The organism is Nostocoides sp. (assembly GCF_037045025.1).
Lineage (GTDB): Bacteria > Actinomycetota > Actinomycetes > Actinomycetales > Dermatophilaceae > Nostocoides_A.
The window spans coordinates 623,369-636,872 of the sequence record NZ_JBAOHM010000011.1 but is presented as its reverse complement, the minus strand read 5'-3'; the positions used below and the strand labels follow the sequence as shown (position 1 = coordinate 636,872).

The window sequence follows — 13,504 nt, the reverse complement described above, 5'->3', positions numbered from 1 at the left end:
GGGTCACCTCCGCGTCTTGGGGTCCAGGGCTTCGCGCAGCGACTCGCCCATCAGCGTGAAGCCGAACGCGACGACGATGATGCAGGCAGCCGGATAGAAGGCCAGATGGGGATAGGAGCCGATGAATTTCTGTGCGTCGCCGAGCATTTGGCCCCACTCCGGGCGGCGGTCGTCGGGATTGCCGAGCCCGAGGAAGGACAGCGCGGCGGCGTCGATGACCGCCGTGGCCAAGACCAGCGTCGCCTGAACGATCACCGGACCCAGCGAGTTGGGCAGCATATGCCTAAAGACGATGGCGGCGGGTTTGACGCCGAGTGCCCGGGCGGCGAGCACGTGGTCGCTGGCGCGCTGGGCGAGCATCGAGCCACGCAACAGCCGGGCAAAGACGGGGACATAGGTCACGGCGATGGCGATGATCACCGTCCACTGGCTGGGCTGAGCGGCGAGCGCGGCGATCGAGACCGCCAGCAACAGCGAAGGAATGGAGAGCATGACATCGACGGCTCGCATGACAAGCGAGTCCACCCAGCCGCCGATCGCCCCCGCGAGCGTCCCGAGAGTCAATCCGCCGATGAACGAGAACAGCGTCGCAAAGACCCCGACGAGCAGCGTCTGCTGGCTGCCGACAATCAGCCGGGAGAGCAGGTCCCGACCCCGGGTGTCGGCACCGAGCGGGAATCCCGGCTCCGGTCCGGGCACCGGATTGCTTTGTGGCCGAACCTTATCGATGAGGTAGCGCACGGTCGGGTCGTGCGGTGCGAGCCATTGGGCGGTCGCGGCGACCAACAGGAAGACGATCGTGATCGCGGCACCGATCAAAAAGACGCGGTCGCGGCGCAGCCGGCGCCACGCGCTGGCGATGAGCGAGACGCCGGGGCTGTCGTCGACCGCGCCGGCCTCGTCGACGACCGGCGCGCCGCCGGCGCTCGCAGCGAGGTCGTCGATCTTGGCCTTGCGTCGCGCGCCGAAGCCGCGGGGCTTGGTGTCCGGGGGCGGCGGGTCGGCAGGAGGTCGGGTCATCGGGCTCACCGGGTCCGCACGCGCGGGTCGATCACGGCATACAGGATGTCGACCAGCAGATTGACGAGGACGAAAACGGCCGCGGCCGCGAGGATCAGCACCTGCAGGACGGCGAAGTCGCGCAACTCGAAGCTGGTCGCGAGGGCCTCCCCGATCCCGCCGAAGGAGAAGACCCGCTCGGTCAGCACGGCCCCGGCCAGCAGGCCACCGACCTGCAGACCGATCGTCGTGACCACGGGCAGCAGCGCATTGCGCATGATGTGCCGGCCGCGGATGACCCGGTTGGTCAAGCCCTTGGACTCCGCGGTGCGCACGAAGTCCTCGTCGAGCACTTCCAGCACCGAGGCCCGGGTGATGCGGAAGATGATCGCGAACGGGATGGTCGCCAGCGCGCACGCCGGCAGGATGAGGTGCTTGATCGCGTCCCAGGAGGCGTCCCATTCGCGGGTGAGCAGCCCGTCAAGGACGAAGAAGCCGGTCACTCGGGTGGCGTCGATGGTGCCGCTCTGTCGCCCCGAGACCGGCAGCCAGCCGAGCTTGACCGCGAACGCCCACTTGAGCAGGAAGGCCAAAAAAAACACCGGCACCGCGACACCGATGAGCGAGACAATGACGCTCGCGTTGTCAAAGAGGCTGGCGCGGCGGCGAGCGGCGAGATAGCCGAGCGGGATTCCGAGCAGCACCGCGAGCAGGATCGCGAAGGTGCTTAGCTCGATCGTCGCCGGGAATCGGGCCAGGAAGATCTCGAAGGCGTCCCGGCCGGGCAGCACCCCGGTCGAGGCGCCGAAGTTGCCGGTGGCGACCCGCTTGAGGTAGCTCCAGTACTGGACATACAGCGGCTGGTCGAGCCCGAGCGCCTTGGTCAGCGCCTCGCGCTTTTCGGGGGTTGCCCGCTCCCCGAGCATTGCCGAGACGGTGCCGCCGGGCAGCGAGCGCAGCCACATGAACAGCAACAGGGAGAGCACGAGGACGACACCGACCATCTGCAGCAGGCGTCTGACGATGAAGCGCAGCACCGGTCGTTCACTCCTTGGTCCGGTCGGCGAGGAGGCGTGAGCGCCCCAGCACCCGGCGGGGTGCTGGGGCGAGCACGCTAGCGGGTTACCGCACGAGGGTCGATCGCGATCCTCACTTGGCGACGGTGACGGTGTCGAACGTCTCCGCGGTCAGCGGGCTCGGGACGACGCCCTCGACGCCGGTGCCGACAACCAGAGCCGGCGGGCTGTGGCTGATGGGCAGGCCGGGGAGATATTCCTCCATGATCTTCTTGTTCAGCGCCTCGTATGCCGTGGTCCGCTCGCCCTCGTCGACGATCCCGTCGGCCTCGCGCAGCTCCTTGGTGAGAGTCTGCCCGAAGTCGGTCGCGTAGGTGTGGAAGTCGTTGCTCGGAGCCGAGAAGAAGGTGCCGATGAAGTTGTTGGCCGAGTTGTAGTCGCCGGTCCAGCCGAGCAGCCAGGCGTCGAACTGGCCGTTGTCCACGCCGTCGAGGTATCCGCCGTTCCACGGCTTGGTGACAACGTCGACCTTGATGCCGATCGCCTCGAGGTCGGTGCGCAGCGCGTCGTGGATCTTCTGCGGGTCCGGCATGTAGGGCCGGGAGACTTCGGACGGGTAGGCGAACTGCAGCGTCATCCCCTCGGCGCCGGCCTCCTTGAGCAGGGCCTTGGCCTTCTCGACGTTGTATTCCATCGGCTGCAGCAAGGTGTTGTAGCCGGCGACGGTATCGGGCATGAATTGGGTGGCGACCTTGGCGCCCTCGGGCAGCTGGGTGCTGACCAGCTGTTCGCGGTTGAGCGCCATATAGATGGCCTGGCGCACCTTGAGGTCCTGCAGCTTCTTGTTCTTTTCCGGGTTCAGCCCCATGTAGAGGATGTTGAACGCCGGCCGGACGAGCACCTGGTTCCCGGCTCCCTCCAGGTCCTTCCAGTCCACCGGGTTGGGCAGGTCGTAGGCGTTGATGCTTTTGGCCTCGAGTTCTTGGCGGCGGGTGGCCTCGTCGGGGACGATCTTGAAGACCAGCTTGGCCGTCTTGGCCTTATCGCCCCAGTAGTCGTCGTTGCGCACCAGGGTGATCGTCTTGTTGGCCTCGTCGTACTTCTCCAGCTTGTAGGGGCCGGTGCCGACCGGGGCCGAGGCGTAGGCCGGATACTTGAAGCCCTCGCCTTCCTTTTGGACGTTGTTGGCGTCGCCGTCCTTGAGGGCCTTGGGGCTTTGCATGGAGAAGGAGTCGAGGGTCAGCAGCACCGGGAAGTCGGAGGTGACCCGGGTGAGCGCCAGCTCGACCGTGGACTCGTCCTTGGCGGTGCAGCTCTTGTAGAGCGACTCGTCCTCGCCCGACTTGAAACCGCCCATCGTGTATGCCCAGTATTCGGCCGGGCCGGCGGCAGCGACCTCGTTCTGGTCGAACATCCGCTCGAAGTTGTAGCAGACGGCTTCGGCGTTGAACGCCTCGCCGTCGGTGAACTTGACGCCCTGACGCAGCTTGAAGGTCCAGGTCAGGCCGTCCTCGGACGGCTCCCAGCTCTCGGCGAGCTCAGGCTGGGCGTCGGCGCTGCCGGGCTTGATGCCGAGCAGGCCCTGCATCATCTGGCGGGTGACCCGAAAGGTCTCGCCGTCGCTGGCATAGAAGGGGTCGAAGGTTTCCGGCGCCCCGGCGGCGCCGAAGGTGAAGGTGTCGCTGGTCGCGCCATCGCCGCCTCCCTCGCTCGCCGAGCCGCTGCTGGAGCTCTCGCCCGTCCGCTCGGATTGGGCACACCCGGCCAGCCCGAGCGCTATCGCGCTTGCGAGGACGACCGGAGCCGTCATGCGCGTGAGTTTCATTCGCTACCTCACTGTGGTCATCAATCTCCGTGCCGGATGCCGCCACGGACTTGGCGATGCCCTCGGCCGGTGCCTCCCGGCCGCGAGCCCGCGACCGGATGGCGTTCCACGCCGAACGCTGGCTGAACCCTAGTCACTGCGCTCGACCGTGGCTCCCTCACCGCACCAGTTCGTTACCGGAAGGAGACGTCCGGCCGCAGGTTTCGCGGTGCGGCCGCCGGCGACCGGCAAAAGGTGCGGCTCGCCCGACCCACGCAGCACCCAGGGGGACACGACGGCCGCCGCCGCGGCAGCGTGGCTGAGCAGCGGCGTTGATAACATGCAGCCACCCCCTGACATGGAGAATGCTCAATGGTGCGCAGCACACCGGAAGTGCGGCAGCTCAACCGGGAGCGGATTCGCAGACAAGTCCAGGCCCGCAAGACGTGCACCAAGGCAGAGATGTCGCAGTGGACGTCGTTGAGCGTGTCCACGTGCAACACAATTCTCAATGAGATGCGCGCCGACGGCGAGATCCTGTATATGGCGCAGGAGGACGGTTATGTCGGGCGTCCCGCCACGCGGTTCACCTACAATCCCGACTATCTGCATGTCCTCGGCGTCTACGTTCTGGGCGAGCGTGGCCGGAACACCGTCGAGTTCGCGGTAGCGGACGCACTCGGGCAGGTCCGCTCCCGTGGCCGACAGCATCCGGAGTCGATCACCTATCCGGTCATCGAGGAGCTGATCGCCGAGCAATTGCGGGCCGATCCGCTTATTCGCGGCATCGCCTTCGGATTTCCCGGCGTCGCTCAGGGCGGCGTCATCGACTACTGTGATGTCGAGACCTTGGTCGGCGTGGACGTCGCCGCACTTGTGCGTGCCAGGTTCACGATCACGCCCGAGGTCCACAACGACATGGACTTCATTGCCACGGGCGTCTATAACTCCGTCCCGCACAATGGCGGCAACCTGGCCACGGTTCTCTTCCCCGAGGATGCCTACGTCGGCTGTGGCCTGATCATCGACGGGCAGGCGGTGCGCGGCCACACCGGTTTTGCCGGCGAGCTGTATCACATCCTCGACGGGTTCGGGATCAGCCGGGCGGCCCAGCGGCAGGCCCTGCAGGACCGAGCGGCGTTCCGAGATCTCGCCGCGAAGGTCGTCCTCATCATCGGTTGCACCGTCGATCCCGAGGTGGTCATGCTCATGGGCCACAACATCGACGAGAGCGACCTAGCCGAGGTGAGGAAGTCCTGCGCCGCCATCGTTCCCGAAGCACATCTACCCCGGCTGGTCGCCAGCAACGACATCTCCGAGCATTACGTCAGTGGGTTGGTGCGCGTGGGCCTGGACAAGCTGCTCTTCCAGCTGCGGGAGTGACGCCCGGTGGCGGCGCCAGCGACGAGAGCGGCGCTGCCTCTTGACGCCACCATCGGCCCAGGGCTAGCGTAACTAATTAATCGCATAGTTACAGTAAGTTGTGCATCAATTCATGTGGAAGACAGGCGGCGTCATGTCACATCAACAGCAGCTCTACACCGAGGCGGCCCACTGGCTGGTCGGCGGGGCCTCGGCCGGCCAGCGGTACAACGGGCAGCTCGGCCGCCCGCTCTATCTGGACCGGGCCGAGGGCGCCCGGCTGTATGACATCGACGGCAACGCCTACATCGACTACCACGGCGGGTCGGGAGCCGCGCTCTTCGGCCACAAGCATCCGCGGATCGAGCGTGCGCTTGCCGGCGCGATCGAGCGTGGCTTCTTCATGAACTACGACACCTACGACACCCTCCAACTGGCCAAGCTGACCCGGCAGATCTTCCCCAGTTGCGAGAAGATCCGGCTGGCCAACACCGGTTCGGAGGCCACCCAGGCGGCCATCCGACTGGCCCGCGCCTTCACCTGCCGGGACAAGGTGCTGCGGTTCGACGGTCACTTCCACGGGATGCACGAGAACATCTGGTTCAACCACAACGCCGTCAACCCCGCCGACGAGTTCGGTCAGGTGAGAACCGTCCCCGACTCGGCCGGCTTCCCAGCCGACGCGAGCGCCAGCGTGATCAACGTCGTCTTCAACGACGTGGCGGCCCTTGAGCACGCCGTGCAGAAGTATTCCGGGCAGCTCGCGGCCGTCATCCTCGAGCCGATCAGCTACAACTGCGGCTGCCTGGAGGCGCGGGAGAAGTTCCTGGCGAACGTTCGGGAGATCTGCACCCGGGAACGGATCGTGCTGATCTTCGACGAAGTCATCACCGGATTGCGGATGAGCCCCGGAAGCGCCCAGCGGCGTTTCGGCGTTCTGCCCGATCTGACGACCGCCGCCAAGGCGATCGGTGGTGGGCTGCCGATCGCCCTGGTCGGCGGAAAGGCGGAGATCATGGACCGGCTCAACCCGCTCGGCAACGTCGTGATGAGCGGCACCTATACCGGCTCGCTCCTGGCGGTCGTCGCCGCCGTGGAGTGCCTGACGATGTCCCTCGAACCCGACTTCTACGAGCACTTCGACCAGTTGGGCACGCGGCTGTTCACCGGCGTCAACGACCTCTTCGCCACACACAACCTGCCCGGACACGTCCGCGGGGTCGGCGCGCGCTGGGCGATCTATTTCGGCGTGGAGGATCCGGAGGACGACTTCGACTTCCGCCGGATCGCCACCGAGTTCGACCGCGAGATGGACAAGCGGTTTGTCCGGGCGGCGATCGACGCCGGCCTGTGGTTCCACGACACATCCACGGCGATCACGCCCGCGCACCGGGCGCTGATGACGGCTCACACGCTCGCCGACATCGATGAGACGCTGACGAAGATGGACACCATCTTTGCCGGCCTGAGCTAACCCAGGCACGTGAACCTCGTCCTGGGCATCGACGCCGGCGGCACCTACACCGACTGCGTCGTCGTCGACGCCGACGGCAGCCAGGTGCTGCACAAGGCCAAGACGCTGACGACCAAGCACGACCTGACGCAGTGTCTGCAGGCGTGCATCACGGGGGTGCCCGCGGACCTGCTCGGGCGGATCACGATGGCCTGCCTCTCGACGACGTTGGCGACCAATGCCATCGTCGAGGGCCATGGCTGCCGGGTCGGGCTGGTGCTGATCGGGAGCACACCAAGCGGGAAACTCCCGACGCCGCGACCCGTGCTGGTCAAGGGCAAGTTCGATATCAAGGGCCGACTGGTCGAGAACATCGACCCGGCGCAGGTCCGCGAGGCCGTCGACGCCCTGCGCGGACAGGTGGACGTCGTCGCCGTGTCCGGGTATGCCAGCGTGCGCTGCCCGGAGCACGAGTTGTTCGTCAAGGCGGTGATCGAGGATCGCCTCGACCTGCCGGTGGTATGCGCGCACGAGTTGACCCCGAGACTCGGCTATTACGACCGCACCGTCACCGCCGTGCTCAACGCCAAGCTGATCCCGCTGGTGTGTCACCTGATGGACTCGGCGAGGGAGGTCCTGACCAAGCGCGGGGTCGACGCCCCGCTGATGCTGGTGCGTGGCGACGGCACCTTGATGGCCGAGTCCTGGGCCCGCAGCAAACCCATCGAGACCATCCTCTCCGGTCCCGCCGCGAGTGCGATCGGGGCAGTCCACCTGTCGGGCCGGAGCGATTCGTTCGTGGTGGACATCGGTGGCACCACGACCGATGTCGTCAACGTGACCAACGGTCGGCTCGTGCTGCGCCCGGATGGGGCAACCGTCGGCGGCTGGACCACCCACGTGCGCGCGGCGGAAGTCTTCACGGTCGGACTCGGCGGAGACAGTCGCATCTATCTCGACGGCCAGAAGCGGCTGCAGGTTGGCCCCACCAAGTCGGTCAGCTACGCACTGGCGGGCGCCCGCTACCCCCAGCTGATCGACGACCTCGAACGGATGTGGTCCGAACGCCTGCATCTTGGCTTCCGCAACACCGACCAGGAAGCCTTCGTCTTGGTCGCGACGGACGAGCGACTGCCATACAGCAGCGACGAACGCCTGATCACCGACGTGCTGCGAAGCGGTCCTCGCACTCTGCAGCACCTGGACCAGACCCTTAAGATGACCGGGTTGCGGCAGGTCCTCGGTGAGTTGATCACCTGGGGGGTCATCGAGCGGATCTCGCTCACCCCGACGGATCTTTGGCACGTGACGGGCGAGTTCCGGGCCTGGGACGTCCGCGCGGCCGAGCTGGCCCTGCAGATCTCGGCCGAGCAGTGGGGCGGGACCAGCCACGCGTTCAGCGAGCACGTGCAACGCGCCATCCGCGACCGGCTCGAGCTCGCGGCAGTGCGGGCGGCGACGTATGTCGATCGCCAGGACCTCGATCTCACGGAGGGCGGCGCCGCGGACTACTTCCTCAACCGGCTGTGCTTCACTCCCACCTCAACGACCCTGCGGGCCAACTATCACCTGCTCAAGCCCGTCGTCGGCATCGGCGCCCCAGCGGCGACGTGGCTCGCCGAGGACCGCGCGGGATCGCTCTTGCAAGCCGAGGTCCCTGAACACGCGGAGGTGGCGAACGCGATCGGCGCAGCCGTCGCCCACGCTGTGGAGAGCGTCGAAGTCCTCATCCGCCACGAGACGGTCACGGGGAAGTTCATCGCCTTCTCACCGATGGGCCGCCTCGCCTGCGAGACCTTGGACGAGGCCACGGCACAGGCCATCCGGTCGGGGGCGGACTTCATCCTTGGCCTGGCTGGTGACACACCTCCGAGCATCGAGTCCCGGGTCGAGGACTTCGAGATCGCCAGCTTAGAACACGGCCGAAAGCTATTGGTGGAGCGCGTTGTTCACGTCACGGCCCGCTTCAACGAGCCGCGCCCAGCGGCATACCCCACAAGCGGTGGAGTCCACCATGCCTGAACTGTCGCCATACAGATTTTTTACATTACTTATATAAATACTATTGCCAAGTCCTTCACGAACCGCTACGTTGATCGGAACAGGCCCGGGAACAGCAGCGATCCGGGCAGACGGGAGGAGGTCGTCCATGGTGAGTCAGGAGCTTCGGGAGTACATCGCCAGCCTGATTCCGGTGGGTTATCCCGATGGGCGCGCGTTGGTTGCCGAGGGCCGCGAGCTGGCCAAGGAGATCCCGTGGAATCGCTCGCGGTTTCTTCAGGAGACCGGGCACGAGAGCCACCTCGCCTATCGTCAAGCGAACCTCGCGAACGGCAAGCAGACCTATCAACTGCTGATCGGGTTGTCCACGCTGGAGGAGATGCTGGACGCCATTCGACAGGTGGGCGAGTTCGCCGACCGCACCGGCTTCGAGGTTCGCTCCGTGCAGTCGATCCCCAGCCAACTGGTCGGCCTGGAGCGCGAGTACTGGGAGGAGGCCCCGAAGGGAACGTCCTACCTCTTCGCCGACGAGGCCGACTGGCTCGCGCATACCGAGGCCGGCCCGGTCGACGTCTGCTGGCAGGACTGGCACCTGGCCAGTCCCAACAACCTGACGACGACGGCATACGCCCTCAAGGCCGGCACCTCACGCCTCGGCTGCTTCTCGACCTTCATCTGGGAGTATCCCGGCTTCCACGACGACCGGCAGCGGTTCTCCGACATGTGCCGCTCGATGGGCATCCTGGCCGCCAAACGCGACGAGGGCATGGACTGCATCACCTATCCCGAGGATGGGTTGCCCGGCTTCTTTCTCGATGTCGTGTCCTATGTCGGCTACGAGATGATCGAGCACTACATCATCGAGGACCTGTGCGGCGCGCGAATGGCGTTGAGCTACGGGGGATTACTCTCCGAGATCCTGCCCCGCATGTCGTTCGCGTTGGCGATGGAGAAGCTCTTCGGCACCGAGGACCACCCGTTCACGACCTACTACAACGGCTCGACGAACGAGCAATGGGACCACGACATCGAGGCCAACTACGGGTTGGCGGCCTCGGAGATGCTGATCCAGTCGGTGATCAACCTGAAGTACCAGTTGCCGACGATCATCAATCCGGTCTCCATCACCGAGGCCCAGCGGGTGCCGACGCTGGACGAGCTGTTCAACATCGTCAAGTGCGGCGTCGGCGCGGAGCGCAAGGCCAAGGAGTGGCTGGAGTTCATCGACTTCAGCAAGTTCGAGCAGATGCGTGATCTGCTGATCGCCGAAGGCACGAAGTTCCACGAGAACGTCATGGCGGCCTTCACCGAGGCCGGGGTCGACACCTGCGATCCGCTGCAGATGATCATGCTGCTGCGCCGCTTCGACCCCGTGCGTTTCGAGCACGCCTTCCACCCCACGACCTGGGCGGGCGAGCAGTTCGAACCCATCGTGCCCACCGTCATGGGGCGCGAGACGATGCAGGCCCGCCAGCGTGTCATCGACGGCCTGACGGAGCAGGGATACGGCAGCGCGCTCAAGGGCAAGCGGGTCGTGTGCGCCTCCGCGGACGTCCACAGCTACGGCCTGTTGCTCATCGATCAAGTGTGGTCGGCTCTCGATGCCGAGGTCGTCAACTGCGGCACGAACATGGAACCCGCCTTCGTGCTGGACGTCGCCGACGAGGAGGGCGCGGACATCGTCTGCGTCTCGGTCCACAACGGTCAAAGCCTCGGCTATGCGCGGCAACTCGCGGCCAGCGCCGAGCAGCGGGGCAAGACATACCGGATCTGTATGGGCGGGATGCTCAACTCCCTCGTGCCCGGGCACACCGAGCCGGTCGAGGTCGACGACCTGATCAAGGAGCTCGGGATCTGCGCATCCAACGACTTCGCCGAGCAAATCACCTTCATGTGCGCCGTCTGACCAGACGACGCCAAACCACCCCGAAGAGAGCAGGAACAGCGATGAAGCAACTGGACGTTATCGACATCTCCACCGGCGAACTGGTCGGGTCCGTGCCCAACTACGACGCCGCCGAGATCTCCGCCATGGTCGATGCCGCCTTCGACATTCAGCCGCGCTGGGAGCGGGTCCCGACCTTTGAGCGCGGCCAGATCCTCTACAAATTCTGCGACCTGGTGGACGAGCGCCGCGAGGACATCGCGATGTTCATGTCCAAGGAGATGGGCAAGCCGATCCTGCAGTCCCGCGCCGAGACGACGTATGCCGCCGAGATCGGCCGCGCCAACATCGAGGTCGGCAAGCACCTCTACGGCCAGGTCCTCATGGACAGCTCCGAGGGCTATGAGAACCACTCCGTTTTTGTCCGGCGCGAGGCCCTCGGCGTGATCGCCTGCATCATCCCGTTCAATTATCCCGTCGAGCTGACCATGCAGAAGATCGTCCCCGCGCTGCTGATGGGCAACACCTGCATCGTCAAGGCCGACCCCAACGCGGCCAACTGCGTCAAGTTGCTCGTCGACCTCGCCCACGAGGCGGGTGTGCCGGCGGCGTGCATCCACTTCATCACCGCGTCCCACGAGGACACGACCGCAGCCCTGCTCACCAACCCCAGGATCGGGTGCATCGCGCTGACCGGCGGGATGAAGTCCGGCACGGCGATGATGCACGCCGCCGCCGAGAACATCACCAACATCCACCTCGAGCTCGGCGGCAACGACCCCCTCATCATCACCGAGGAGGTCGCCGATGACCCCGAGCAGATGGTCAAGGCCATCGAGTGCCTCGGCTGGGGCCGGATCATCGAGAACAACGGGCAGGTCTGCGCCTCCCCGAAGCGCACCATCGTCCACGAGCGGGCCAAGGACACCTTCGTCAAGTGCCTCATCACGTTCTGCGACGGCCTCACCCGCGGCCACGCGACCGACCCGAAGGCCGACCTGACCCGGTTGCGCAACGAAGAATCGGCGATCAACGTCGAGAAGCAGATCGCGCATACGGTCGCCCAGGGCGCCAAGCTCATCTACGGCGGCACCCGCGAAGGCGCCGCGATGGACGTGACGATCATCGACAATGTCACCAAGGACATGGACATCGCCAAGGACATGGAGGTCTTCGGCCCGGTCATCCCCATCATCACCTTCACGACCGACGAGGAAGCCGTCGCGATCGCCAACCAGAGCAAGTTCGGCCTGAGCGCCTCGGTGATCACCAAGGACCTGAAGAAGGCCTACTACTTCACCGAGAACATCGAATCCTCGGCCGTGTGGGTCAACGGGTCGAGCGCGCTGCGGCACAACGACCAGCCCTTCGGCGGCACCAAGGCCACCGGCATCGGCGTCGAGGGCGGCGGCTACACCTGCGCCGAGTTCTCGCGGATGAAGACCTACGGTTTCTGTGATGTCTCGCCCAAGGAGCGCCTCTACGAGCACGAGGACGGCATGGGCGACTTCCTGGCCTTCGAGCGCTACACCGGCGAGGTCTCCAAGCTGGCCAAGGAACTCATCACGGCCAAGGTTGCGCCGCAGGCCGAGGATCTGATCGGCGAGTAGCCGATCCAACGAAATCGATTCGGAGACAATGATGTCCGACACCGCGGTGTTGACCGCAACCCAGGCGTATCAGGCCAGGAAGATCAAGCTGGCCACCAGCGGCATGAAGATCGCCATCCTCATGCCGATCACGGCGATCGTGCAGAACATCTTCAACGTGTCGGTGACGGAGGATGTCGCCGCCACCCTCGCGGAGAAGGTGCTGCTGAGCGTCATTATCTCGATCACGCTGATCGGTATGGCCGACCTCTTCGCCGGCGTGTTCTCCTTCCTCTACAACGCCTCGAAGGGAAAGGGGATCCCGGAGTACAAGCGCACGGCCGGGCTGAGGATCTCGTGGATGATGCTGCTCGCGGCCGCTGTCGCCGGGCCGATGGCCACCGGGCTATGGATGGCGGCGACGCCCTTCGCCGGCCTGACGATGGTCGCGGTCATCACCTCGCTCGGGCCCGTGCTGACGGTCATCGTCAGCCGGTTCTTCCTGCACGAGAACATCAGTCCGCGCGTCTATCTCGGGATCACGATCACCGTTCTCGGGGTCATCATCGCCGGCTGGGCGGAAGGGGAGACGGGCTCGAACTTCGCTCTCGGAGTCATGCTCGCGCTGATGGCGCCGATCGGCTTCACGCTCGAGTCGCAGTTCTCCACGTATGCCGGCGACATGATCGACCCGAACGTCGGGTGTGGCATCTACCGGTGCTTCGGCTCGGGCATCATCGGGCTGACTGCGATGACCATCCTGTCAGCCGCCACCGGGCATATCGAGGACTTCGGGTCGATCCTGAACATGGTCCTCACCAGCCCGAAGCTGTTGCTGTTCGTGGCGATCATGGGCCTGCTCGGCGCGATCAACTACAACGCGGCCTACCTCGCCTTCAACCGGACCGGGCCGTCGCGGACGCTGGCGATCGACAGCTCGCGACCGGTGTGGAGCATCCCGCTCGGATACCTCTTCTCCGCCATGGGCGTGGCCGCCTATTCGGTGACGAAGTTCGGCATCGTGGGTGCCATCGTCGTGGTCCTCGGGCTGCTCCTCGTCATCAGCAAGCCATCCGAACTCGTCAACCTGCGAAATGTCGACTAGGAGAGACCCATGCTGCCCATGAAGACACGGATCCTCGAGTACGGGATCCAAAAGGATGCCGGGTTCGACGCGGACGAGATGATGTCCGCGCTGGCCCCCCAATATGGCACCGAGAAGATGTGCAGTCGCAAGCAGGTGGAGGAGTATCTCGACTCCTTCCTCGGCGTGGGCTTCATGAAGGCCGAGAACCTCGAGCTGGACCAGTCCGGCAACCTGCATGTGACCTATGTCGTGACCGACTACGGCAAGTCCCGGCAGAAGTACCTCTAAGGACACCCCGGCGACTCCGA

10 protein-coding genes are annotated in these 13,504 nt (G+C 65.5%); 7 read left to right on the top strand and 3 right to left on the bottom strand.

The features are described from left to right. Window positions 1-3: 3 nt before the first annotated feature. The 3 genes from V9G19_RS14180 to V9G19_RS14170 form a co-directional block, all read right to left on the bottom strand. Window positions 4-1,020: an ABC transporter permease gene (locus V9G19_RS14180; RefSeq protein WP_462286051.1), complete on the bottom strand. Its 1,017-nt coding sequence runs from the start codon at window positions 1,018-1,020 to the stop codon at window positions 4-6. 5 nt (window positions 1,021-1,025) lie between these two features. Further along, window positions 1,026-2,036, bottom strand: a complete 1,011-nt coding sequence (locus tag V9G19_RS14175) for an ABC transporter permease (RefSeq protein ID WP_462286050.1) — start codon at window positions 2,034-2,036, stop codon at window positions 1,026-1,028. A gap of 112 nt (window positions 2,037-2,148) precedes the next feature. Next, window positions 2,149-3,840 carry an ABC transporter substrate-binding protein gene (locus V9G19_RS14170; RefSeq protein WP_462286049.1) on the bottom strand — a complete coding sequence of 564 codons (1,692 nt, stop codon included), beginning with the start codon at window positions 3,838-3,840 and terminating at the stop codon, window positions 2,149-2,151. A 351-nt stretch (window positions 3,841-4,191) separates the two neighbouring features. Between V9G19_RS14170 and V9G19_RS14165 the strand changes: the two genes are divergently transcribed. The 7 genes from V9G19_RS14165 to V9G19_RS14135 all read left to right on the top strand — a co-directional run bounded on the left by V9G19_RS14165 (window position 4,192) and on the right by V9G19_RS14135 (window position 13,484). After that, window positions 4,192-5,202: an ROK family protein gene (locus V9G19_RS14165; protein WP_462286048.1), complete on the top strand. Its 1,011-nt coding sequence runs from the start codon at window positions 4,192-4,194 to the stop codon at window positions 5,200-5,202. 133 nt (window positions 5,203-5,335) lie between these two features. Then, on the top strand, window positions 5,336-6,655 hold the full coding sequence (locus V9G19_RS14160; RefSeq protein ID WP_462286047.1) for an aspartate aminotransferase family protein: 1,320 nt from the start codon (window positions 5,336-5,338) through the stop codon (window positions 6,653-6,655). A 9-nt stretch (window positions 6,656-6,664) separates the two neighbouring features. Next, window positions 6,665-8,656 (top strand): hydantoinase/oxoprolinase family protein, encoded by a 1,992-nt coding sequence (locus V9G19_RS14155; protein WP_462286046.1) that lies wholly within the window; start codon window positions 6,665-6,667, stop codon window positions 8,654-8,656. Window positions 8,657-8,783: 127 nt separating this feature from the next. Further along, window positions 8,784-10,541 (top strand): cobalamin B12-binding domain-containing protein, encoded by a 1,758-nt coding sequence (locus tag V9G19_RS14150; RefSeq protein WP_462286045.1) that lies wholly within the window; start codon window positions 8,784-8,786, stop codon window positions 10,539-10,541. A gap of 41 nt (window positions 10,542-10,582) precedes the next feature. Further along, window positions 10,583-12,130, top strand: a complete 1,548-nt coding sequence (locus V9G19_RS14145) for an aldehyde dehydrogenase family protein (RefSeq protein WP_462286044.1) — start codon at window positions 10,583-10,585, stop codon at window positions 12,128-12,130. A 31-nt stretch (window positions 12,131-12,161) separates the two neighbouring features. Further along, window positions 12,162-13,214 carry a DMT family transporter gene (locus V9G19_RS14140; protein ID WP_462286043.1) on the top strand — a complete coding sequence of 351 codons (1,053 nt, stop codon included), beginning with the start codon at window positions 12,162-12,164 and terminating at the stop codon, window positions 13,212-13,214. Between the two features lie 9 nt (window positions 13,215-13,223). Continuing rightward, window positions 13,224-13,484 (top strand): hypothetical protein, encoded by a 261-nt coding sequence (locus tag V9G19_RS14135; RefSeq protein WP_462286042.1) that lies wholly within the window; start codon window positions 13,224-13,226, stop codon window positions 13,482-13,484. The last annotated feature ends 20 nt before the right edge of the window (window positions 13,485-13,504 follow it).